This is a genomic window from Geobacter sp. 60473, from assembly GCF_036323535.1.
Taxonomy (GTDB): domain Bacteria; phylum Desulfobacterota; class Desulfuromonadia; order Geobacterales; family Geobacteraceae; genus Geobacter; species Geobacter sulfurreducens.
This window is the reverse complement of sequence record NZ_AP028967.1, coordinates 3,272,285-3,294,425: the sequence shown is the minus strand read 5'-3', so window position 1 is coordinate 3,294,425 and position 22,141 is coordinate 3,272,285. Positions and strand designations below refer to the sequence as shown.

Annotated in this window: 19 protein-coding genes; 13 read left to right on the top strand and 6 right to left on the bottom strand. The window is 62.4% G+C overall.

Annotated elements, in window-relative coordinates; translation table 11 throughout:
• Nucleotides 1-4 precede the first annotated feature (4 nt).
• The 5 genes from tolR (at nt 5) to ybgF (ending at nt 4,101) form a co-directional block, all read left to right on the top strand.
• Nucleotides 5-424, top strand: coding sequence for a protein TolR (gene tolR / locus AABA48_RS14890; protein ID WP_010940705.1), 420 nt, complete (start codon nt 5-7; stop codon nt 422-424).
• Entirely contained in the window at nt 421-1,164 is a 744-nt protein-coding gene (locus AABA48_RS14885; protein WP_286351109.1) for an energy transducer TonB, read from the top strand. Before tolR ends, AABA48_RS14885 begins: the two co-directional genes overlap by 4 nt.
• A complete protein-coding gene (gene tolB / locus AABA48_RS14880) occupies nt 1,161-2,459 on the top strand; it encodes a Tol-Pal system beta propeller repeat protein TolB (protein WP_286351108.1) in 1,299 nt (432 codons plus the stop codon). The genes AABA48_RS14885 and tolB overlap by 4 nt, the downstream gene beginning before the upstream one ends.
• A gap of 129 nt (nt 2,460-2,588) precedes the next feature.
• The gene (pal, locus tag AABA48_RS14875) at nt 2,589-3,173 is read left to right on the top strand and encodes a peptidoglycan-associated lipoprotein Pal (protein WP_286351107.1); all 585 of its coding nucleotides are present in this window, start codon (nt 2,589-2,591) and stop codon (nt 3,171-3,173) included.
• 91 nt (nt 3,174-3,264) lie between these two features.
• On the top strand, nt 3,265-4,101 hold the full coding sequence (ybgF, locus tag AABA48_RS14870; protein ID WP_286351106.1) for a tol-pal system protein YbgF: 837 nt from the start codon (nt 3,265-3,267) through the stop codon (nt 4,099-4,101).
• Nucleotides 4,102-4,158: 57 nt separating this feature from the next.
• Here ybgF and AABA48_RS14865 read toward each other — a convergent pair whose 3' ends face one another.
• Nucleotides 4,159-4,494 carry a TatA/E family twin arginine-targeting protein translocase gene (locus AABA48_RS14865; RefSeq protein ID WP_286351105.1) on the bottom strand — a complete coding sequence of 112 codons (336 nt, stop codon included), beginning with the start codon at nt 4,492-4,494 and terminating at the stop codon, nt 4,159-4,161.
• 231 nt (nt 4,495-4,725) lie between these two features.
• Here AABA48_RS14865 and nadA point away from each other — a divergent pair, with 231 nt between their 5' ends.
• Both nadA and AABA48_RS14855 read left to right on the top strand, forming a co-directional pair.
• On the top strand, nt 4,726-5,640 hold the full coding sequence (nadA, locus tag AABA48_RS14860; protein WP_286351104.1) for a quinolinate synthase NadA: 915 nt from the start codon (nt 4,726-4,728) through the stop codon (nt 5,638-5,640).
• A 33-nt stretch (nt 5,641-5,673) separates the two neighbouring features.
• Nucleotides 5,674-6,213: a gamma carbonic anhydrase family protein gene (locus tag AABA48_RS14855; RefSeq protein ID WP_286351103.1), complete on the top strand. Its 540-nt coding sequence runs from the start codon at nt 5,674-5,676 to the stop codon at nt 6,211-6,213.
• 64 nt (nt 6,214-6,277) lie between these two features.
• On the opposite strand, the gene AABA48_RS14850 is transcribed toward AABA48_RS14855, so the two are convergent.
• Nucleotides 6,278-7,126 (bottom strand): pentapeptide repeat-containing protein, encoded by an 849-nt coding sequence (locus AABA48_RS14850; RefSeq protein WP_286351102.1) that lies wholly within the window; start codon nt 7,124-7,126, stop codon nt 6,278-6,280.
• 282 nt (nt 7,127-7,408) lie between these two features.
• Between AABA48_RS14850 and AABA48_RS14845 the strand changes: the two genes are divergently transcribed.
• From AABA48_RS14845 to AABA48_RS14830, 4 genes are all read left to right on the top strand, one after another.
• Nucleotides 7,409-8,857, top strand: a complete 1,449-nt coding sequence (locus AABA48_RS14845; protein ID WP_286351101.1) for an aminotransferase-like domain-containing protein — start codon at nt 7,409-7,411, stop codon at nt 8,855-8,857.
• A gap of 74 nt (nt 8,858-8,931) precedes the next feature.
• Nucleotides 8,932-12,405, top strand: a complete 3,474-nt coding sequence (gene mfd / locus AABA48_RS14840; RefSeq protein WP_338270697.1) for a transcription-repair coupling factor — start codon at nt 8,932-8,934, stop codon at nt 12,403-12,405.
• 60 nt (nt 12,406-12,465) lie between these two features.
• Entirely contained in the window at nt 12,466-13,407 is a 942-nt protein-coding gene (locus AABA48_RS14835; protein WP_286351099.1) for a peptidylprolyl isomerase, read from the top strand.
• Between the two features lie 77 nt (nt 13,408-13,484).
• Nucleotides 13,485-14,450 (top strand): peptidylprolyl isomerase, encoded by a 966-nt coding sequence (locus AABA48_RS14830; protein ID WP_286351098.1) that lies wholly within the window; start codon nt 13,485-13,487, stop codon nt 14,448-14,450.
• Nucleotides 14,451-14,554: 104 nt separating this feature from the next.
• On the opposite strand, the gene AABA48_RS14825 is transcribed toward AABA48_RS14830, so the two are convergent.
• Nucleotides 14,555-15,439, bottom strand: coding sequence for a J domain-containing protein (locus AABA48_RS14825; protein WP_286351097.1), 885 nt, complete (start codon nt 15,437-15,439; stop codon nt 14,555-14,557).
• A gap of 145 nt (nt 15,440-15,584) precedes the next feature.
• Here AABA48_RS14825 and AABA48_RS14820 point away from each other — a divergent pair, with 145 nt between their 5' ends.
• Both AABA48_RS14820 and hemG read left to right on the top strand, forming a co-directional pair.
• Entirely contained in the window at nt 15,585-16,013 is a 429-nt protein-coding gene (locus tag AABA48_RS14820) for a MarR family winged helix-turn-helix transcriptional regulator (RefSeq protein WP_010940691.1), read from the top strand.
• 42 nt (nt 16,014-16,055) lie between these two features.
• Nucleotides 16,056-17,465 (top strand): protoporphyrinogen oxidase, encoded by a 1,410-nt coding sequence (gene hemG / locus AABA48_RS14815; RefSeq protein ID WP_338270696.1) that lies wholly within the window; start codon nt 16,056-16,058, stop codon nt 17,463-17,465.
• A gap of 57 nt (nt 17,466-17,522) precedes the next feature.
• Here hemG and AABA48_RS14810 read toward each other — a convergent pair whose 3' ends face one another.
• The 3 genes from AABA48_RS14810 to AABA48_RS14800 are packed head-to-tail and all read right to left on the bottom strand — an operon-like array spanning nt 17,523 to nt 22,136.
• Nucleotides 17,523-18,449: an ABC transporter ATP-binding protein gene (locus AABA48_RS14810; RefSeq protein WP_286351095.1), complete on the bottom strand. Its 927-nt coding sequence runs from the start codon at nt 18,447-18,449 to the stop codon at nt 17,523-17,525.
• 7 nt (nt 18,450-18,456) lie between these two features.
• Nucleotides 18,457-20,640, bottom strand: a complete 2,184-nt coding sequence (locus AABA48_RS14805) for a hybrid sensor histidine kinase/response regulator (RefSeq protein ID WP_286351094.1) — start codon at nt 20,638-20,640, stop codon at nt 18,457-18,459.
• Nucleotides 20,637-22,136, bottom strand: a complete 1,500-nt coding sequence (locus tag AABA48_RS14800; protein ID WP_286351093.1) for a sensor histidine kinase — start codon at nt 22,134-22,136, stop codon at nt 20,637-20,639. The genes AABA48_RS14805 and AABA48_RS14800 overlap by 4 nt, the downstream gene beginning before the upstream one ends.
• Between the last annotated feature and the right edge of the window lie 5 nt (nt 22,137-22,141).

Below are 22,141 nucleotides of genomic sequence, written 5' to 3'. Positions count from 1 at the left end.
CAGTATGGAAGTCGGCAGCAGAAACAGCGGCGACCGCGGCACCATGTCGCAGATCAACGTCACCCCCCTGGTTGACGTCATGCTCGTGCTCCTCATCATTTTCATGGTGACTGCACCCATGATGCAGCAGGGGGTCCAGGTAAACCTTCCCAAAGCCGAGACCAAGGCCATGACCGCCCAGGACGAGGCAGTAGTGGTCTCCATCGACCGGGCCGGCAAGGTGTTCGTGAACAGCACCGAAGTGGCCTCCGGCGACCTGACGGCCAAGCTGACCGCCATGGTGGCAAACCGGGCCAAGAAGGAGGTTTTCCTGAAGGCTGACCGGGATGTCCCTTACGGTCAGGTGGTCAAAACCATGGCTGAAATCAAAGGTGCCGGCATTGAGCGTCTTGGCATGGTGACGGAGCCCGCGCCGGGGAAATGAACCGCAGTATCGCACATCGAGAATCGGGCCTTGGCTGGGGGTTGGCGGCATCGGCTCTGCTCCACATGGCCCTCGTCGCACTGGCCCTGGTCGTCCGCTTTCAGGTACCGCGCTACACGGAGGCCCCGGTCTACTATGTTGACGTGGTGAACCTGCCGGTAGCATCTCCGAGAGCCGGAAGTCCCACGGTCGGCGGAGCCCCTCCCGAACCGCCCCCTCCCGTCGGCCAGACCATGACCATTCCCCGGCCGACACCCCACGCCCCGGCTGCTGTCGGCAAAAAATCGCCCACCACAGCCGACACCGGCAAAGAGTTCGAAGATCGGCTTTCCGCGCTCCAACGCAATGTGGACGAGCGGCGCCAGGAAGCGGCCCTCGATGCTCTCAGGCGCAAAGTGGACGGCAGCGGCCGGGCCGAACCGGCAGGAATGCCCGGTGCGACCGGCACCCAGGCCGGAAGCGATTACGCCGCGTACATCCAGTCACGTCTCAGGGACGCATTCCGCTACACTATCGCCCACCAGGCAAAGACGCCCGAAGTGGTGATCCGGCTGACCATAGACCCCCGCGGCCGCGTAGCACGCCAGCGGATCGAACGCTCGACCGGCGACCGGATCTTCGAGGAATCGGTCATGAAGGCCATCGCCATGGCGGAGAAAACGTTCACTCCGCCGCCGTCCGGGGGGGAGTTCGAAACCGGCTTCATCTTCAGGCCGGAGGGGGTAGGGAAGAGACAATGAAACACGTAAGAATCTGTGCCATGCTCCTCGCCCTGCTGGTCGCCGCCGTCACCCCGGCGGTGATCCATTCCGAGGACGTCTACCGCGAGGTGACCGCCGCGGGGGCCCACAGCCTCACCCTTGCCGTCGACAATCCACGGGATCTCGGCGGTGCCGACGATGCCGCCCTGGCCCGGGATGCGGCCGAGGTACTCAGATTCGACATGACCTTGGCGGGCCCCTTCAGCGTAATGGCTCCGCCGGAGGGCACTTCACCGGGAGGGATTCGTCCTGGTGAATTTGACCTGGACTCATGGAGAAGTGCCGGCGTCGACCTGCTGGTCAAAAGCGGCTACACCATAACGGGGGACTCCGTTACCATGGAGTTCCGCCTTTACAACGCCACCCAGGGGCGCGAACTCGCTGCCAAGCGCTATACCGGTAAACGCTCGGATCTGAGGCGGATTACCCACACCTTTTCCGATGACATCATGCAGGCGATGACCGGCGAGCGGGGTCCTTTCACGGGCAAGATCGCCTTTGTCTCCACCGAGAGCGGCAACAAGGAAATCTACCTGATGGACTACGACGGGCATAACGTGCAGCGTCTCACGAAGAACCGCTCCATCAACCTGAATCCCGATTTTTCCCCCAACGGTCGTGAGCTCGCCTATACCTCCTACCGCCGCGGCAATCCGGATCTTTTTCGACGCGAAATATTCACCGGAACGGAAGCGGTGGTATCGTCACACCGGGGCATCAACGTTACCGGCACCTGGTCCCCGGACGGCAAACAACTGGCCCTTGCCATGAGCAGGGACGGCAACTCCGAAATCTACGCAATTTCCCGTGACGGCAGGGACCCCAGGCGGCTCACCACCCATCAGGCCATTGATGTTTCACCCGCCTGGTCACCGGATGGCAAGCGGATCGCTTTTGTCTCGGACCGGCTCGGCAAGCCCCAGGTATTCATCATGAACGCCGACGGCTCCGACGTGCGGCGACTCACAACCAGCGGCGCCTATAATGTCTCACCCCGCTGGTCACCCAAGGGGGACAGGATCGTCTACTGTCGTCAGGAGGGGGGCTTCCAGATCTACTCCATCGCACCGGACGGAACCGGTGATACCCGCCTTACCAGCGAAGGGAGCAACGAGCATCCCCGCTGGTCCCCGGACGGGCGATTTCTGACGTTCAGCTCCACCCGCGACGGAGGTGAAGCCATCTACGTCATGCGTTCCGACGGCAGCGGCCAGACGCGGGTCTACCGAAGCAAGGGAAAAGCATCCCACCCAACTTGGTCGCCACGGTGGTAAGACATCGTTTTTACTTGCAGTTACCATCTAACCCATTGAAAAAGCTTCTCCATTATATATAATTGTTCGAGTTGACGCGGCGCGGGTCGTACCCGCCCGACCACTGCATTAACAAAAAGGAGAGGAACCATGTATTCTCGCACACTCGGTGTTGTTGCCCTGGCTTGCTTCGCCCTGTCTCTCGTTGGCGGCTGCGCAAAGAAGGAAATGGTGAAACCCGACCAGGCCGCTACGCCGATTGCCGCAACGCCCGTATCGCCGGCACCGCAGCCTGCCCAGCCCAAGGAAGAACCGGTCAAAGCCCAGACCATAACTGAAGCCCCGGTGGCGGTGGCTTCACAGACATCGGACACCTCAGGCAGAGCCGAGGCCGCCGAAACATCCCTTGAGCGCATCTATTTCGAGTTCGACGCGTTTGTCCTCTCCCAGACCGCCCGCGACACGCTCTCCCGCAATGCCGAGGCGCTGCTGAAAAAGTTTCCCAACGCCAAGGTATCCATCGAAGGACATTGCGACGAGCGGGGCTCCGACGAATACAACCTGGCCCTGGGTGAAAAACGGGCAAAGGCTGCCATGAACTACCTGATCACCCTGGGAGTGCCGGCCGCACGGCTGTCGATCATCAGCTACGGCGAAGAAAAGCCCCTTGATCCCGGCCACACTGATGAAGCCTGGACGAAAAACCGGCGGGCTGAATTCGTGATCGTAAAATAATCCCTCAAGGTCCGGAACGGAGGGGAGCCGTTGACGGCTCCCTTTTTCTGTGACAACACCGTCCCTCCAGCCAAAGGAGACCGATTAGCCCATGAAACAGTTGACCATGCCTTTGACTGCCCTGGCCCTTTTCACCCTCGGAGGGTGTGTCACCAGCAGTGACCTTGACGTTGTCCGGCGCGATCTGGACGAACTCAAGAACCGCCAGTTCCAGATGGAGAAAGAGGTCGGCGGCGTACGGACCGAGGCGACTGCGCGCATTGAGAGCTCATTCAAGGACCTGAACTCGGAACGGGCCGGAGTCCGCAAGGGGCTGGCCGACCTGCAGGCGGCCATGGACGGGATAAAGGTGGACATGCAGGTCCTCGCGGGCAAGGTGGACGACGTTGAACTCGCCGCCAAAAAGCCGGGCGATGATCTGCTCCTCCTGCGGGAAGATCTGGAGCGCAGGCTCACGGCCCTTGACCAGCGACTGGCCAAGACCGAGACAGGTATCGAGGCGCTGCAGAAAAAGGTGGCCGAGCAGGCAACCCAGCCGAAGGAGGCGGAAAAGCCGACTCCCGAAGCCCTGTACCAGAAGGGACTCGACGCCTACCGGGCGGGAAATTACGGCGTTGCCCGCGAAAGCTTTACCCGCTTCCTGGAACAACATCCCAAGCACGAACTGGCGGCCAACGCCCGGTACTGGACGGGCGAGACTTACTACAGCGAGAAGAAATTCGAACAGGCGATTCTGGAATTCCAGGATGTCATCAAGAACTATCCGGGCAAGGAAAAGGTGCCGGCCGCCATGCTCAAGCAGGCTGCGGCCTTCTCTGAGATCGGCGACACCAAAAGCGCCCGCTTCGTCCTCCGCAAGCTTGTGGACGACTATCCCTCCTCGGAGGAGGCTAAACGGGCAAAAGACAGGCTCAAGGAGCTTAAATAAAACAAGGCGGGGTTTTCACCCCGCCTTGTTTGTTTCTGTCCCCTGGCCAACGATGAGCTAGGCTGTTTTTTTCTCGGATTCCGGGCTGCCCTCACCAGGGGCCGGTTCGCCCTGGTGCGCCCCGCTGGCGGCCTGCTCCTCGTAGGCCTTAACCTCGGCAGCCAGGTCCCGCTTGACGGGCTCGGCAGCGGCCTCCCCCTTTTCCGCCTTTTCCTTCTCATCCAGCGTCCGGACCTCTTCAGCCAGGTTCCGCTGGAAATCGTCCGAGGCGCGCTTGAACTCCGCCAGCCCCTTGCCGAGCGAACGGGCAATGTCGGGGAGCTTCTGGGGCCCGATGACAATCAGGGCGATGACGAGTATAACGATAAGCTCCGGCATCCCGATTCCAAACATGGTGTCCTTCCTCCTCTTTTCGGCAGCCGGTGCCTCCGATCCGCCGCATCTGGCTGCACGCGCGACAGAAACCCGACTGCGCGGCTGTGAAAATAATAGGTGTTCTGCCCAGTTATGTCAAGCGCAGCCTGCAGAAGGCGGCCTAAAGGGTTTGACAGCGCGGCGAACATTGATTACCATCTACCCCATTTCGCGCCGTATACGGGCGCCTGCGACACGGGAGAGCGCGCCATGCACGCCAACGACATCAGACAGGACATACGGAAGCTCCTGAAGGAGCGTAACGCTGTGCTCCTGGCCCACAACTACATGAGGGACGAGGTGCAGGAGATTGCCGACATAACCGGCGACTCGCTCGCTCTCTCCCAGGAGGCGGCCCGCACCGGCGCGGACGTCATCGTTTTCTGCGGGGTCCACTTCATGGCCGAGTCGGCCTCGATCCTCTCGCCGGACAAAACGGTCCTTCTGCCGCGCATGGATGCCGGCTGCCCCATGGCAGACATGGTAACCGCCGACGCGTTGCTGGAGATGAAGTCCCGTCATCCCGGCGTGCCGGTTGTCACCTACGTGAACTCCTCGGCGGCGGTGAAGGCCGTCAGCGACATCTGCTGCACCTCGGCCAATGCGGTGAAGGTGGTGAATTCCCTCCCGGACCCGGAGGTGATCTTCGTTCCCGACCGTAACCTGGGGCAGTTCGTGGCAAAGCAGTCCGGCAAGACGTTCCACTTCTGGGACGGCTTCTGCCCCACCCACGAGCGGCTGAAGCCCGCCGACGTCCAGAGGCTCAAGGAAGCGCACCCCGACGCCCTCTTCATCTGCCATCCCGAGTGCAACCCCCTGGTCGTGGCCCTTGCGGACCACGTCTGCTCCACGAGCGGTATGTACGAATACTGCCGTAAAAGCCCGGCACGGCGGTTCATCATCGGCACCGAGGCGGGAATTCTCTACCGGCTCCGCCTGGAGAATCCGGACAAGGAGTTCATCCTCGCCTCACCGGCCCTCATTTGCCCCAACATGAAGCTGACCTCCCTGGAAGACGTGCTGGCGAGCCTGCAGACCATGTCGCCGGCAGTGAAGGTCCCCGAAGAAATCCGGGTGCCGGCCAAGCACGCCCTGGACCGGATGATCGCCATCCCCCGGGATTGACACCGGACCTATCACCGCAGCCAGAGGTATCCCATGATTCGCCCTTTCAAGGGAATGAGCCCGCAGATCGCCCCGTCGGCCTTCGTTGCCGAAACCGCCGTTGTCATCGGTGACGTAACCATCGGCCCCGAAAGCAGCATCTGGTACAACGTGGTTGCCCGAGGCGACGTCAACTTCATCCGCATCGGCGCCCGGAGCAACATCCAGGATCTCTCCATGCTTCATGTGACTCACAAAAAGCACGCCGACGACCCGGGAGCCCCCCTTGTCATCGGCGATGACGTGACGGTCGGGCACAGCGTGACCCTCCACGGCTGCACCATCGGCAATGGCGCCTTCATCGGCATGCAGGCAATGGTCATGGACAAGGCGGTGGTGGGCGAAGGAGCGCTCGTGGGGGCTCGGGCACTGGTGACCGAGGGGACCGTCATTCCGCCCCATACCCTCTGGGTGGGGGCGCCGGCAAAGTACAAGCGCGACCTGACCCCCGACGAGATTGCCTGGCTGAAGCGCTCGGCAGGCAACTACGTACGCTACTCGCGGGAATATCTTGAGGAAGACGCGTGCCGCTGAAACAAACGGAGCCGGTCCCCAAAGGGCCGGCTCCGTTTGTTTCCCGACATGATCAGCGGCGATCTCAGAAATTCAGAAGCAGAATTCGTCCCTTTTCGCCGCCCGGCGGCAGTGCCTTTTCTCCTCCCACAACAGGGACGACGCCACTCCGCGTCGCATCCTCTCCCCGTACCTGCGCAACCGCGGTATCCTGACTCCTGCCATCGAAGGCCGCCTGGGCGAAGTGGCCGCCAACGGTAGTGACGCCCGCCAGGATGGCACCCCGCAGATTGGCGCACACGGCGTACACGCCCGAAAGGTTGGCCCCCTGGAGGTCGGACCCTTCCAGATCAGTCTTGAACAGCCCCGCACCGGCCAGGTTGGCCCCCCTGAGACTGGCTCCCCGCAGGTTCACCATTTCCAGCGACGCGCCCCGCAGATTCGCGCCGTCGAGATTGGCCCCCGCCAGATTCGCGCCGAAGAGGTCGGCACCGGACAGGGTTACCCCGCGCAGATCAAAACCGGCCAATACGGCTCCGCGCAGTACGGCTCCCGCCAGATTGCGGGAGGTGCGCAGGATCTCGTGAACCTGCTCGGGGGAGGGACGCCATCCGTCCCGGCAGGGCGTGGGCGTTACGGCGCGGCGCGGAGCAGGAGCCGCTGCCGTCACCGCAGACTGCTGGACAGCGGCCGGTTTTTCAGCCGCAGCAACCTCAACCTTGGGCTTGCTGGACTCTTTACGTGCAACCTTGCGCGGCTCCTTACGTGCAACCTTGCGGGGCGCGCCCGTGATGAGACGGACGTACTCCTCGTAGTCGAGGGGCCTTTTTTTCCCCCTGTTCCCGGATGCGGATGCCGCTGATTCAACGGCAGGGCCGCAGATGAACGCCACCGCCACGAGCGACAGGAATGACCTGAGCAGATACCTCAGCATAGTCGGATACGCTTCCTTCTCATGGGTTTGAAGCGGGGAGCGGAGCATCATGCCTCTTTCCCCATTTTCACTTATCGGATCACCCTTCGATCCCTTTAGCTATTTTTTACCGCCGCTGAAGGGGAGAGCAAAAAATATCTGTACACATACAATAGTGACTTTTAGCCAACTGTTATGGTTTAATTGAGGGACGACTGTGTCTATCCAGCATATGGAGTTGCGACGTATACTTTCATCCACCGAGTGTACCGATCGGAAAACGCTCTCGGGGAGACGAGGACCATGACACTAGCGATGAACACGGTGAAAAGCGGAGGTAAAATCCCTCTCTACGAATCGGTGGCCGACCGCGTGGCTCAACTCATCGGCGAGGGAACGTTCCGGGCAGGGGACCGGATTCCGTCAGTCAGGGCACTGGGGCGGCAGTTCCAGGTGAGCCTCACCACGGTGATGGAGGCCTACACCCTCCTCGAGGATCGGGGACTCATCGAGGCGCGTCCCCAGTCAGGGTACTACGTGAGAGCCCGCTTCCCCGGCTCGACAGCCGAGCCGGAAATGACGGCGCCGCCCCTGAAACCCACAACCGTCGGCACGGCGGAACTCTCGATGATGGTAATGCGGGATACCCGCAACCCGGACCTTGTCCCGCTGGGCGCCGCCATTCCCAATCCCGAGCTCCTGCCGGTGGACCGGTTGAACCGGATGCTCGCCACCGAGAGTCGGAAACATGCCGTGGCCAGCGTCTCCTATGACATGCCGCCCGGCTGCGAGCGGCTGCGGGTCCAGATCGCCCGGCGGATGCTGGCCGTGGGGTGCGCCCTGGCACCGGACCAGATCGTGACCACCTCCGGCTGCATCGAGGCGGTGGTCCTGTCGCTGCGGGCCATATGCCGTCCCGGTGACACGGTGGCGGTGGAATCGCCGGTCTACTACAACTTCCTGCAGGCCATTGACCTGATGGGGCTCAAGGCCCTGGAGATCCCCACCCATCCCCGCACGGGGATCAGCCTCGACGCCCTGCGCTACGCCCTTGATCACACCCCGATCCGGGCCTGCCTGGTGGTTGCCAACTTCAACAACCCCCTGGGAAGCCTCATGCCCGACGACCACAAGCGCGAACTGGTGGCGATGCTGGCGGCCCGCCGGGTTCCCCTCATCGAGGACGATATCTACGGTGATCTGAGTTTCTCCCCGGAGCGTCCGCGGGCGGCCAAGGCCTTTGACGAGGCGGGGCTCGTCCTGTACTGCACATCGGTCACTAAGACCGTTGCGCCGGGCTACCGGGTCGGCTGGGTGGCGCCGGGGATCTTCCAGAAGGAGATCGAGCGGCTCAAGGCGGTGACCACCATCGCCTGCTCTACGCCCACGGAGCTTGCCGTGGCGGAGTTTCTGGCCAACGGCGGCTATGATCACCACCTGCGGCGCATCCGCAGGACCTACGCCCGCCAGATGTCCCTCATGGCCGAAGCGGTGGGGCGGGCCTTCCCGGCCGGCACCCGCGTGACCCGGCCCGAAGGGGGGTTTGTCCTCTGGGTCGAATGCCCCGAGCGGGTGGACTCCCTGGTTCTCTACGAGCAGGCGCTCACCAGGGGTATCACCATTGCGCCGGGTCCAATTTTTTCGGCCACCGGCAAGTACCGCAACTGCATCCGCCTGAACGCCGCCTGGTGGGACGATCGGGTAGAACGGGCCATCCATGCCCTTGGCGAACTGGCCGCCGCCATGATGTGATTGGCGAGCCCGGCGCCTATCTGCTATCCTGTCCCAGCGATCATGGCCGCCCAGTAATCCGACAGAACCAACCAATGACACAGACCGATACCGACCTCATCAAACGCCTCGCCGACCGCCTCGCTCCCCCTGCCGCCCGGCTCACCCTTGCCGGGCTCAGGGGGTCTTCGCCAGCCTATCTGCTGGCCCGGCTCATCGGGGAGGCGGGAGCTCCACTCCTCGTGGTCGCCCCCGACGCGGAAGCCGCCACCGAGCTCTCTACGGAACTTCGGTTCTTCACGGGAAGACCCGACGACATCCTTCTGTTTCCCGCCTGGGACACCTCGCCCTTTGACAAGGCATCGCCCCATGCCGACGTGACGGCCCAGCGGCTGGCAGTCCTGCGCCGGCTGGCGGACCGCAGGGCCGCTGCCGTGGTCACGACACCGGAGGCTCTGCGCCAACGGGTAGTGCCGCGCTCCCTCCTGGACAGCGCCTCTCTCTACTTCCTGCCCGGCGAAGAGAGCGACCGGGACGATCTCCTGTCGCGGCTCGTGACCCTCGGCTACCTCAACGTGCCGCTGGTGGAGGACCGGGGAACCTTTGCCGTGCGGGGCGGTATCGTCGACATCTTCCCGCCGGGCTTCGATCTGCCGGTGCGGATCGAATTCTTCGGCGACTTCGTCGATACCATCCGGAGCTTCGAGCCGCTCTCCCAACGCTCCCTCCAGCCCCTGGAGGAGCTGCTGCTGCTCCCGTCGCGGGAGCTGCTCCTGACTGCCGATACCCTGCAGGGGGCGGCATCTCGCATCAAGGCGCGCTGCGACGATCTGGAGATATCCCCCCTGGTCCGCCGCGAGCTGCTGGAACAGCTCCAAAACGGTCTCTACCCGGCAGGTGTCGAATGGCTTCTCCCCCTCTTTCACCAGAATCTGGAGACTCTGCTTGACTACGCCGGCGACGCCGTGCGGGTCCTGGTCGATCCGGCAGCCCAGGAAGAGGAGGGAGAACGACTCTCGCGGGAACTGGAGGAGGCTTCCGACCGCGCCCGGGAGCGGGGCGAGCTCTTTCCCGCGCCGGAAAGCCTCTTCCTCGCCCCGGCGGATACTGCGGCCGCCCTGGCTGCGGGGAGACTGGTGACCATCCCCTTCCTGCACCTGAACGAGGGTGATTCCCCGGAGACCATCGACATTGCCACCGAGACGAACGCCGACCTCAAGGTGGACATCTCGCCCGACAGCGAGGGGGTCCTGCGGCCGCTGGCCGCTCGCCTGACCGGCTGGATCGAGGAGCGGCAACGGGTGATCATAGCCTGCCACCAGCGCGGTCAGGCCCAGCGGCTGTATGAGTTACTGGCCCATTACCCGGTCCCCCTTACCGTCTCGGACCGCCCCTTCCCGGCGGAACGGGAGCGGGACGACGGCAGGGTGGACATCGTAATCGGCGAAATCTCTCGCGGGTTCAGGTTGCCGGAAGGACGGCTCGTGGTCATCGCCGAAGAGGAAATCTTCGGCAAGCGGCAAAAACGGCGCGGCATCACCGAGTTGCGCAAAAAGCAGATCATGACCTCCCTGGCGGAGCTGAAGCCGGGCGATCACATGGTTCACCTGGACCACGGGGTCGGCATTTACCGTGGACTCCAGCACCTTTCGCTCAGCGGCTGTGCCGGCGACTTCCTGCTGCTGGAGTATGCGGGGGGGGACAAGCTCTACCTGCCGGTGGACCGGCTCAGCCTGGTGCAGCGCTACGTGGGCTCCGAGGGGATCGAACCGCGGGTCGACCGGCTCGGCGGCACCTCATGGGAGAAGGCCAAGGGCAAGGCCCGCGCGGCAGTCCAGGAGATGGCCGAAGAACTCTTGCGGATCTACGCGGCCCGCCAACTTCACGAGGGGCACCGGTTTTCCCCCCCCGACGATCTCTACCGGGAGTTCGAGGCCTCCTTCGCCTACGAGGAGACCTCCGACCAGCTGGCTGCCATCGAAGACGTCATCGCCGACATGACCAGCAACCGGCCCATGGACCGGCTGGTCTGCGGCGACGTGGGCTACGGCAAGACCGAAGTGGCCATGCGGGGAGCTTTCAAGGCGGTCATGGACGGCAAGCAGGTGGCGGTCCTGGTGCCGACCACAGTCCTGGCCCAGCAGCATTTGGAGACCTTCAGGGCGCGGCTTGGGGTCTACCCGGTCACCATTGAAATGGTTTCCCGCTTCAGGACTCCCAAGGAACAGAAGGACATCCTGGAGCGGGTGAAAAAGGGGACCGTCGATGTCATCATCGGCACCCACCGACTCCTTCAAAACGATGTGACGTTCAAGGACCTGGGGCTTCTCATCGTGGACGAGGAGCAGCGCTTCGGGGTAACCCACAAGGAAAAGCTGAAAAAGTACAAGGCAGCGGTGGACATCCTGACCCTCACCGCCACCCCCATTCCCCGCACTCTCTACATGTCGCTCATGGGTATCCGCGACCTCTCCATCATCGACACCCCGCCCGTGGATCGGCTGGCAGTTAAGACCTTCGTGGCCCGTACCTCCGACGAGCTCATCCGCGAAGCGGTTCTGCGGGAGCTCCGAAGGGGAGGGCAGGTGTTCTTCGTCCACAATCGGGTCCAGTCCATCGGAGCCTGGTACGAACACCTGCGCCGCATCGTGCCCGAGGCAAAGATCGCCGTGGGGCACGGCCAGATGGACGAAGGCGAGCTGGAGAAGGTGATGCTTGGCTTCATGCACGGGGAAACGAACCTTCTGCTCTGCACCACGATCATCGAGTCAGGCCTGGACATCCCCAGTGCCAACACCCTCATCGTGGACCGGGCTGACACCTTCGGACTGGCCCAGCTTTACCAGTTGCGGGGAAGGGTAGGGCGCTCCCGGCAGCGGGCCTACGCCTATCTCCTCATACCCGGCGAAGGCGCCATCTCGTCCGATGCCCGGGAGCGGCTGCGGATCATCCAAGAACTGAACGAGCTGGGGGCCGGCTTCCGCCTGGCCACCCACGACCTGGAGATCAGGGGCGCCGGCGATCTCCTGGGGGCCAAGCAGTCGGGCAACATTGCCGCCGTCGGCTTCGACCTCTACACAGAACTCCTAGAAGAGGCGGTCCAGAAACTCAAGGGCGAGGAGCCGGTAGAGCGGGTGGAGCCGGAGATCAACCTGCGGGTGCCGGCCTTCATCCCCGAGGACTATGTGCGCGAACCGAATCAGCGCCTCGTCATCTACAAGAAGCTGACCCAGGCCACGGCCGAAGAGGAGGTGGGCGAGGTCATGGAAGAACTGGTGGACCGGTTCGGCACGCTGCCGCTGGCGGCCTCCTACCTGCTGGACGTGATGAAGCTGCGGATCATGCTCAAGCACTTCCTGGTCCGGATGGCGGAGTTTGACGGCAAACGGCTCTGTCTCTCATTTCACGAGAAAACACCTGTTTCGCCCGACACCACTATCAGTCTCATTAAAGCAAACCCAAAACGGTACCAGTTCACCCCGGACTTCCGCCTTGTGGCGGAACTGACCGACACCAGCTTCGAGGGGGTTCTGGCCGAAGCCAGAAATCTCTTGAAAAGGCTGGGGTGATATGCTAGCTTCCGTAAGATTGTTCGGTATTTAAATCATTTAGCTTAAAGGAGTTCGTCCGTGAAGAGACACACTATCGTCACCATCCTTTCGGTCTCCCTCTGCCTGGCTGCTCTCGGCGGCTGCAAGGGCAAGACCGAGTCCGGCACGACGGCAGCTCCGGCCAAAAAAGCAGGCCAGGTTCTCGTGGAAGTCAACGGTGACGCCATCACCGTGGATAGTTTCAACAAGGAGCTTGAGGGACTGCCTCCCTACCTGAAGCCCATGGCGGATACGCCGGAAGGGAAAAAGGAACTGCTGGACACCATGGTGGTGCGCGAGCTCCTCTACCAGCAGGCTAAGAAGGACGGGGTCGACAAGAGCGCCGAGATTGCCGACCGGGTGGAAGAGCTCAAGAAGCGCGTCGTGGTGGAGGCCTATCTCAAGAAGAAGGTCGAGGAGCAGGTCCAGGTATCCGACGAGGAACTCAAGAAGTTCTACGATCAGAATAAGGACAAATTCAAGTCCGGCGCCCAGATTAAAGCCAGCCACATTCTCGTGCGGGATGAGAAGCTCGCTCAGGAGATCGTGAAAGAACTCAAGGGCGGAGCCAATTTCGAGGAACTGGCCAAGAAGCACTCCATCGACTCAGCCGCTGCCAAGGGTGGCGATCTGGGCTGGTTCAGCAAGGGGAACATGGTCCCCGAATTCGAGAAAGTCGCCTTCGGCCTCAAGGACGGGGAGACCTCCGGCATCGTCAGGACCCAGTTCGGCTACCACATCATCAAGGTGACCGGCAAGCGTCCCGCCGGCGAACGCACCTTTGAGGAAGTGAAGGATCAGATCAAGGCAGCAGTCCTGCCGGGCAAGCAGCAGGAAGTCTTCCAGAAGCTCAAGGAAGACATCAAGAAGGGCGCGACGATCTCCATCAAGGAAGACGTGCTCAAGGGGCTCGGCGGCCAGAGCGCAGCGGCCGAGCATCCTGCTCCCACGCAGCCTGCCGCGGCACCCGCCGCCAAGTAGTGACGTAATCACCTTCAGGAGGGGGCGGGACCGCACCAGGGGTCGCCCCCTCCTCTTTCGTGCGCAGACAACGGACCATGATCAAACGCCTCATACCTTTATCTCTCGCCGTCGTCCTCACTCTCCCGTCCCTCTCGTCCGCCGAGGTGGTAAGTCGAATCCTCGCCGTTGTTAACGATGAGATCGTCACCTCCTACGCCGTGGACAAGGAGAAACGGGCTCTTCTCAAGGAGGCCGAGCGCCAGCAGCCGCCTCCCGACCCCAAGACCCTTGCCAATCTGGACGAGGTCGCCCTCAATCGGCTCATCGACAAAAAGCTCGTGGAACAGAAAATCCGCGAACTCGACATCCGGGTGGGTGAGGAGGAAGTGCGTCAGGCAATTGAAGACGTGAAACGGCAGAACAAGCTCTCCCCGGAGGCTCTTGTGGCGGCGTTGGCCAACCAGGGGCTTTCCTTCGACCAGTACAAGGCCCAGATCAAGGAACAGCTGGAGCGGCTGCGGCTCGTGAGCCAGGAGGTCCGTTCCAAGATCCAGGTGGGTGAGCGGGAGATGCGGGAGTATTACGAGGCGAACAAGGCAAAGTTCGGGGCCGAGGATATCTTCAAGGCGCGGAACATCTATTTCAAGCTCGACGACAAGATGTCCGCCGAGCAGGTAAAAAAGGTGATGACCACGGCCATGACCGTCCTGCACGAGGCCCGGTCGGGCAAGGATTTCGCCGAGCTGGCGCGCCAGTATTCCGACGATCCCGCCGCCAAGGGCAACGGCGGCGATCTGGGGACCTTCCGCAAGGGGGACATCCTGCCGGAATTCGAGGAGCAGCTGGCGCGGATGCGGCCGGGCGAGGTGAGCGACCTCATCTACACCGCCACAGGGCTCCACATCGTCAAGCTGGAAGAGCGCTCCCTCGGCACCCCCAAGCCGTTCGAGCAGGTAAAGGCCGAGGTGGAGGATCTGGTTTACCGCAAAAAATCAGAAGATCGCTTCAACCAATGGGTCGCTGACCTGCGCAAGGGAGCGGCCATCGAACTGCGGCAGTAGCCGCCCAATCGAGCAAAGCATAAAAAACCCCCCGAGCCGCGGCACCGGGGGTTTTTTATGCCATACCCATCTCCCTGGCGCCGTGATTCAGACGGCACCCCTCGTTACAGCCCCGCCTCACGCAGCTTTTCCAGAATAGCCTTTTGGTCGGCGGAAAGCGACCGGGGAACCGATACACTGATGTGAACGTAGAGATCTCCCTTGGCCGTTTTCCCCATGTGGGGGAAACCTAGGCCCTTCAGGCGAATCTTGGTGCCGACCTGGATACCGGCGGGAACCTTGACTCGCTTGGTCCCTTCCAGGGTCGGCACATCAAGGCTCGTACCGAGAGCCGCGTCGGTGAATTTGATCTCCCGCTCCACCACGATGTCATCTCCTTCGCGGTGGAACTGTGGATCGCCTCCCACCTTCACGACCAGGTAGAGGTCCCCCGTGCCGCCGCTGCCGCCCCCACCCTTGCCCGCAACCCGCAGGCGCGCCCCGGTTTCAACGCCGGCCGGGACCTTGACGGAGATCTCCTCCCGCATGCCGTCCCGCCGGTACGCAACCCGCTTTTCGCAGCCCGCGTAAGCCTCCCGGAAGGTGACGGGAAGCTCCATGGTAAAATCCTCGCCCCGCTGCCGTGTCCCTGTGAAGCCGAAGCCACCATGGCGGAATCCTCCTCCGAATATGCGGGAAAAGATGTCGTCGGTGCCGACCCCCATATCCTTGAACATGTCCCCCACGTCGAACCCCCGGAAAATGTCTTCCTGGGAGAAGCGCTGGTGGAATCCGTTGGAACCGAACTGATCGTACTGGGCCCGCTTCTGGGGATCGGAGAGGACAGCATAGGCCTCGTTGATCTCCTTGAATTTTTCCTCAGCCGCGGCGTCGCCGGGATTTTTGTCCGGGTGATACTTGATGGCCAGTTTGCGGTAGGCCTTCTTGATCTCCTCTTCGGTTGCCCCCTTTTTCAGGCCGAGGGTTTCGTAATAGTCGTGCTGCGCCATGACATAGATCCTTTCACGATGATGTAGCCCTCAGAATGTAATGATACTTTGCCCCCCTGTCAATGAACAGGGGTTGACAGAATCAGTTCAGCAGTCTAATATTTAGGTAACCGAACATTTCGTATACCGTAACAGGGATGATCGTATGGAACAGATTGAACGGATAGCACAGCTGTACCCCGTGATCATGCGCGTGATGGGGCGGATCAGGAGCCTCGTCCATGACGGCATGGACCTGACATACAACCAGTATAAGATGCTCCTCACCATTTACGACAAGGGGAGCTGCCCGCTCAACCTGCTGGCCCGGGAGCTGGGAATCGCCATGAGCTCAGCCAGTGAGATGGTGGAACGCCTCGTTAACCTGGGCATCGTCTATCGGGCCGTGGATGAAGACAACCGCCGCCAGGTGATCATCTACACCACCGACCGGGGTGAAGAACTCATCCGCGAACTGAGGCACGGCATCATCGAAAACTACCGGCAGCTCTTCGCCCGACTGCCTGAAGGGGACCAGGAACGCCTCGCCACCGCTTTCGAGACCATTGCGGACGTTCTCGGCAAACTCGAATAACCGTACAAAGACAGCTTATCCACAGCGGAAGGAGAGAGAACCATGAAAAAGGCGATTGTGGCCGGCGGCGGCATCTCAGGGCTCGCCACCGCGTACCTGCTGAAAACCCGGGCCGCGGAGGAAGGACTTGAGCTGGACGTGACCCTGGTGGAACGGGAGGAACGCCTGGGGGGCAAAATCTGGAGCATCAAGGAGGAGGGGTATCTCTGCGAGTGGGGCCCCAACGGTTTCCTGGACTCCAAACCCCAGACCCTCGACCTCTGCCGGGAACTGGGCGCATCCGACCTGCTCCTGCGGAGCAACGACAACGCCCGCAAGCGGTTCATCTACACCGGCGGGGAGCTGAACCGCCTGCCCGAGAACGGACCCATGTTTCTCAAAAGCGGTCTCATCTCCTGGCCGGGCAAGCTGCGGCTCGCCATGGAACCGTTCATTCCGAAAAAAGCGGGCGACGAGGACGAAACCCTGGCGGCCTTCGGCCGGCGCCGTCTGGGGGACGAAGCGCTGCGCAAGCTGATTGCGCCCATGGTGTCGGGGATTTTTGCCGGCAATCCGGAAACCATGTCCCTGCGGTCATGCTTTCCCCGCATCGCCGAGTTGGAGGATGAGTACGGCAGCCTCGTGCGGGCCATGATCCGTCTGGCGAAAAAGAAGAAGCAGGAGGTCGCTCAAGGAAAGGCGGTGGCCAGCGCCGCCGGACCGGGCGGTGTGCTCACCTCGTTTCGGGACGGCATTCAGGCCCTTACCGACATCCTGACCGAACGCCTCGGTCCGGACACTATCGTATCGGGCCAGGAAGTGCTGGAAGTTTCGCGGGGCGAAAGCCTCCCCTGGCGGGTACGAACCGGAAGCATCGACATGGATGCCGATCTGGTGGTCCTGGCGACCCCAGCCTATGCCACCGCCTCCATCATCCAGGGAGTGGCCGCCGACATGGCCGGCATCCTCCGGCAGGTCCCCTACGCCACCATGACAGTGGTCTGCTTCGGGTATGACCGGGAGCGGATCGTGCACGACCTGAACGGCTTCGGCTATCTCATTCCCAAAGAGGAGGGAATGAACACCCTGGGCACGCTCTGGGATTCGAGCATCTTCGAAAACCGGGCGCCGGAAGGTCAGGTCCTCCTCCGCAGCATGATGGGGGGGGCCTGCTTCCCCGAGTACGTAAACCTAAGCGACGATGAGGTCACTGAACGGGTGAAGAGCGACCTTGCCACCATCATGGGCATCACGGCACCTCCCTCGTTCGTCCGCATCTTCCGCCATCACCAGGCCATCCCCCAGTACACCGTGGGGCACTCCACGCGAGTGGCCGCCCTTGAGAAGGGGACAAACTCCCTGCCGGGCCTTTTCCTCACCGGCAACTCTTACCGGGGCATCGGCCTCAACGACTGCGTGGCCGCCGCCAACCGCACCGCCGGCGAGGCCATCGCCCAGCTCACATCCCGCTGAACAGAAAAGGGGGGCACCATGCCCCCCTTCCATCGCCCGTCTTGGTCCCGCCCGATCTCATTCCCGCACGTCACGCCCCGTCAGTTCGATGAAAACGTCCTCCAGAGTCGGCTCCCGGAGGCAGATCTTCCGGATGTCCTCGGTGCCGATGGCATCCATGAGAGGCTTGAGAAATTCCTCGCCCGCAAGCGAGAGGCGGAACAGGTCGCCCGTGCGCTGGAGGGACCGGACAAAGGGGAAAGCCGTCAGCATTGCCTCGTAGCGGTCGGCATTGGCCCGGAACTGGAGCTCGTAGCAGTGGGCGTGGGCCATCCGTTCCTTGAGCTGGGCTGCACTCCCGTCCACCAGCAGTCGGCCGTGGTCCATGATCACGATCCGGTCACAGAGGGCGTCGGCCTCATCCATGTAGTGGGTGGTGAGAAAAATGGTCATGGCATCCTTAAGGGATGCCACGTAGTCCCACACGGCGCGGCGTGACTGGGGGTCAAGCCCCGTGGTCGGTTCATCGAGGAAGAGGACCTTCGGCCGGTGCACAAGGGCACGCGCCACCACGAGCCGACGCTGCATGCCGCCGGAAAAGGTGTCGGGGAAATCGTTGCGCCGCCCGGAGAGTCCCACGAGCTCCAGAAGCTCGTCAACCCTCCGGTTGGTCTCCGCCGACGGCATACCGTGGAGCCGGGCCTGCATGACCAGGTTTTCCCGGGCGGTGAGGTAACGATCCAGGTTGTTGTCCTGGGGTACCACGCCGATAAGCCGGCGTACCTCCCGTCCCTGGCGCTGGACGTCGAAACCCTCCACCCGGGCCGTGCCGCTGTCCGGACGAAGGACCGTGGTGAGGATCCGGATGATGGTGGTCTTGCCGGCGCCGTTGGGGCCCAGCAGGGCGAAGATGGTACCCCGTTCGACCTCCAGGGAAAAGCGATCCACGGCCGTGAGGGTGCCGTAGCGCTTGGTCAGCTCGTGCAGTGAGAGGGCGGCCGGCACGCGCTCGTTACCTCGCCTCGCGCCGGAGGGGAACGACGCAGGTGTTATCCATGGGGAACAGGAGGGAGAAGACGCTCCCGCCGCCCCCCTCGCCCGGCGTCACCCAGACCATGCCGCCGTGGGCGTCCATGATTCCCTTGACGATGGAGAGGCCGAGCCCGGACCCCTTGGACATGAAGCCGGTCTTGCCGGAGGAGTGGTACTCGATGTCGCCGACGCCGTAGAATTTCTCGAAGATCCGCACCGCCTCATCGGGAGGAATCCCGATCCCCGTGTCGGCCACGTCCAAGCGGTAGAACCCGGGATGCCCCGCGATATTGGCGGGGAAATCCCGGTAGAACGGACGCAGCAGCTCCTCGTCCGCCGCGAGTTCCTCCGTGGTGGTCAGACGGCCGGTAATGGTGATCCGTCCGCCGTCGGGGGTGAATTTGATGGCGTTTTCCATCAGGTTGCGGACAGCGAGGCGGCAAAAACCCTCGTCCGCCGGCACGCGGCAGGGATCGTCGGCGATTTCCAGGCGGATGTCCCGCTCGGACAGGGGGAGCAGCAGGGTCTGCCGTACCTCCTGACAGAGATCCGACAGTTTCACGGGGCGGGTGTGGACGGCGAACCCCTTGGCCTCTATCCGTGAGATGGAGAGGAGATCGTCGACGATTCCCTTGAGTTGGGTCACTCCCTCGTACACCGACTGCATCATCTCCTTCTGCTCGGGGGTCATGGGGATGTCGCTGTAGAAAAGGAGGAACTGCAACCCGCCGATGATGGAGGTGAGCGGCGTCTTCAGCTCATGGGAAGCCATGCCGATAAAGCTGTTCTTAGAGGCATTCAGGCGTCCCAGTTCAATGTTCGCCCGCTTCACCTCCTCCAGGTTCTCTTTGAGGGCCTTGCGGCTGCGGACAAGCTCCTCGTTTTTCTCCTTCATCCGGTCGTAGAGGGTGTGGTTCTCGATGAGGACCGCCATCTGATTGGCGATGGAGTTGAGGAGGAACACCTCCCGGTCGGTGTATTGCCGGTTGGGGCGATGGGCCACGAACAGGGTGCCCAGGACGCCGGAGCCGATCTTGAGGGGGAGGGCGCACCAGGCTCCCATGCCCATGGCTTCGGCGGCCGCTTCCGCCTCAGGGCCGAAATGACCGGCGATTTCGGCAGCCTTGAAGCTTTTGCCGTCGAGCACATCCTTGACCCAGGGGAGGCTGCGCGGCAGGGAACCGAAGGCATCGGCAAACTCCCGCGACAGCCCCAGCCAGGCGCTGAGGCTCAGACTTCCTTTCTCCATGAGATGGATGCAGGACCAGTCGATCTGGAGCATCTGGTGCAGCTGGGAGAGGAGATCAGCCATGATCCGCGTTGAGCCCCGCTGGGAGTTGAGGCGAAAGGCCACGGCATAGAGGGTGAGGAGCTCCCGGTCCGTGAGTTTTTTCTCTTCCTCCATCCGCTTGCGCTTGGTGATGTCCTTGATCACGTAAACGTAGCCGTGCTCGTTTTCGGTGGGGTGCATCGGGTAGCAGGCGGCGTTGTACCACCCGGGCAGCCGGGGAAAACGGACATCGTCCTCGTCCGCCTTTAGATCGGCACAGAGGCCGAAGATGCTTTCTCCGGCGGGATCGTTTCCGTAAAAAAGCTCGGTGATGTTTGTGCCGATCACATCGTTGTAGGTGGTACCGAAGTACTGAATCAGCTTGCTGTTGCAGCGGATGATGGTGCCGGTGGGATCGGTCAGGACCACGATGTCCGACACAGCGTCGAAAGCAGCTTCCCACTCGATCTTGCCTTGGCGGATAGAGCGTTCGGCCCGGCGACGGGTCCGCCGCTCCGATGCTTCGCGGATTTCCCGTTCCACGGCCGGAATGAGGCGGGAGAGGTTTCCTTTCATGAGGTAATCGTGGGCACCGGCGCGCATGGCGTCCACAAGCATGTCCTCACCGATCTTCCCCGACACGATGATGAAGGGGAGGTCGAGACCGCTGCGCTTGAGGATCTGAAGGGCTGCCGGCGCGGTGAACTGGGGCAGGCGGTAGTCGGAGATGACGATGTCCCACTCCCGCTTCACCAGTGCCTCGCGCATGGCGGCGGCAGTCTCGACCCGCTCGTGCTCTACGCTGTAGCCGCCGCGCTTCAAGTCGTTGAGGAGCAGCAGGGCATCGTCCTCACAATCCTCCACGAGAAGCAGTCGCAGTTTCTTTTCGGTCATGGGGTTGTTCCGTCCTCTTTGTCGGAATTCCGGGCGGGGTGCTCTTCCTCGCCCAGGGTGAAATAGAATGTGGCACCGTGGTCCGGGGCTGCCTCGACCCAGACGGTACCGCCGTGCCGCTCCACGATGCGGCGCACCGTGGCGAGACCGATGCCGGTTCCCTCGAATTCGTCGGCACTGTGCAGGCGCTGGAACGGGGTGAAGAGCTTGCCCGCAAAGGTCATGTCGAAACCGACCCCATTGTCCCGGACCAGGTAGACGGGCCTCCCGCTGCCCTGTTCCTCAACAGCAAACTCGATGACGGCATCGGCGCGCTTGCCGGTGTACTTCCATGCGTTGCTCAGGAGATTTTCCAGCACAACCCGCAGCAGCCGCGGGTCGCCGAACGCCATGACCCCCTCCGTGATGCGCAGGGTCACATCCTCCCGACCTTCGATTTGTTTCAGCCCCAGGCCGATCACCTGGGCAAGCGCGCTCAGGTTCACCTGGCGTTTTTCCAGCTCGCTCCGGCTCACATTGGCCAGCTGCAACAGGTCGTCGATGAGGCGCCCCATCCGCTGGGCAGCCGACCTGATTCTCTGAATGTATCCCTTGCCCGTGGCATCGATCCGCTCCCCGTAATCCTCCAGCAGCATCCTGCTGAAGCCGTCGATGTGCCTGAGCGGTGCCCTCAGGTCATGGGACACGGAGTAGCTGAAGGACTCCAGCTCGCGGTTGGCATGCTCCAGCTCCCGGGTGCGGGCCTGCACGCGTTCCTCCAGTTCGCCATTGAGGCGACGGATTTCTTCATCCGCCCTGACCCGTTCGGTCACGTCATTGGCCAACACCACCTCGGCGGGCCGACCGCCGAAATCAAGGGTATGGGACGTGATTTCCACCGCCAGCAAGGTGCCATCCTTCTTCCGGTGACACCAGATGCCGGCCAGGTCGAGCCCGGGGCACTGCCGCGCCCTGGCCACGCTCACTTCGAGAGCAGAGGCATCGGTGGAGGGGCGGATATCCCGGATGGTCATGGCGAGAAATTCCTCGCGCGTGTATCCGTAGTGCGCAACGGCCGCGTCGTTCACCTCCAGAAAGGCAAGGGTCTCCATGTCATAGACCCACATGGGGTGGGGGTTACTGGAAAACAGAAGACGATAGCGCTCCTCGGACTCCCGCAGGGCCTGGTTTGTTTCGTGGAGCTCCACTTGGCTCTTTTCATACTCGTCCAGTTGCTGGCGCAGTTCTTCTTCTACCATGCACAGCTCTTCGTTTCGGGAACGCAACTCTTCCTCGGTCCTCTCGGCATCCTGTGAGTAGCGGCGAATGAGCCAGAAGAGGAGGGCTGCGGTGACGGCAACGTAGAACCATCCTTTGGCGGTCTGGAGGCGAGTAAGCAGCGTCGGCTCCGAGACGACTCCCGTCAGGAGACTGTCGGAAAAGAGGATCCAGAGCATCCCTACCACCAGGTATATCCCCGTAATCCGCAGGGAAGCGTGGCGATGTCCGTTATCCATTCCGT

Excerpts from the sequence above, each read along its gene's own strand:
- tolR (WP_010940705.1), top strand. The coding sequence starts at position 5 with ATGGAAGTCGGCAGCAGAAACAGCGGCGACCGCGGCACCATGTCGCAG.
- AABA48_RS14885 (WP_286351109.1), top strand. The coding sequence starts at position 421 with ATGAACCGCAGTATCGCACATCGAGAATCGGGCCTTGGCTGGGGGTTG.
- tolB (WP_286351108.1), top strand. The coding sequence starts at position 1,161 with ATGAAACACGTAAGAATCTGTGCCATGCTCCTCGCCCTGCTGGTCGCC.
- pal (WP_286351107.1), top strand. The coding sequence starts at position 2,589 with ATGTATTCTCGCACACTCGGTGTTGTTGCCCTGGCTTGCTTCGCCCTG.
- ybgF (WP_286351106.1), top strand. The coding sequence starts at position 3,265 with ATGAAACAGTTGACCATGCCTTTGACTGCCCTGGCCCTTTTCACCCTC.
- AABA48_RS14865 (WP_286351105.1), bottom strand. The coding sequence starts at position 4,494 with ATGTTTGGAATCGGGATGCCGGAGCTTATCGTTATACTCGTCATCGCC.
- nadA (WP_286351104.1), top strand. The coding sequence starts at position 4,726 with ATGCACGCCAACGACATCAGACAGGACATACGGAAGCTCCTGAAGGAG.
- AABA48_RS14855 (WP_286351103.1), top strand. The coding sequence starts at position 5,674 with ATGATTCGCCCTTTCAAGGGAATGAGCCCGCAGATCGCCCCGTCGGCC.
- AABA48_RS14850 (WP_286351102.1), bottom strand. The coding sequence starts at position 7,126 with ATGCTGAGGTATCTGCTCAGGTCATTCCTGTCGCTCGTGGCGGTGGCG.
- AABA48_RS14845 (WP_286351101.1), top strand. The coding sequence starts at position 7,409 with ATGACACTAGCGATGAACACGGTGAAAAGCGGAGGTAAAATCCCTCTC.
- mfd (WP_338270697.1), top strand. The coding sequence starts at position 8,932 with ATGACACAGACCGATACCGACCTCATCAAACGCCTCGCCGACCGCCTC.
- AABA48_RS14830 (WP_286351098.1), top strand. The coding sequence starts at position 13,485 with ATGATCAAACGCCTCATACCTTTATCTCTCGCCGTCGTCCTCACTCTC.
- AABA48_RS14825 (WP_286351097.1), bottom strand. The coding sequence starts at position 15,439 with ATGGCGCAGCACGACTATTACGAAACCCTCGGCCTGAAAAAGGGGGCA.
- AABA48_RS14820 (WP_010940691.1), top strand. The coding sequence starts at position 15,585 with ATGGAACAGATTGAACGGATAGCACAGCTGTACCCCGTGATCATGCGC.
- hemG (WP_338270696.1), top strand. The coding sequence starts at position 16,056 with ATGAAAAAGGCGATTGTGGCCGGCGGCGGCATCTCAGGGCTCGCCACC.
- AABA48_RS14805 (WP_286351094.1), bottom strand. The coding sequence starts at position 20,640 with ATGACCGAAAAGAAACTGCGACTGCTTCTCGTGGAGGATTGTGAGGAC.
- AABA48_RS14800 (WP_286351093.1), bottom strand. The coding sequence starts at position 22,136 with ATGGATAACGGACATCGCCACGCTTCCCTGCGGATTACGGGGATATAC.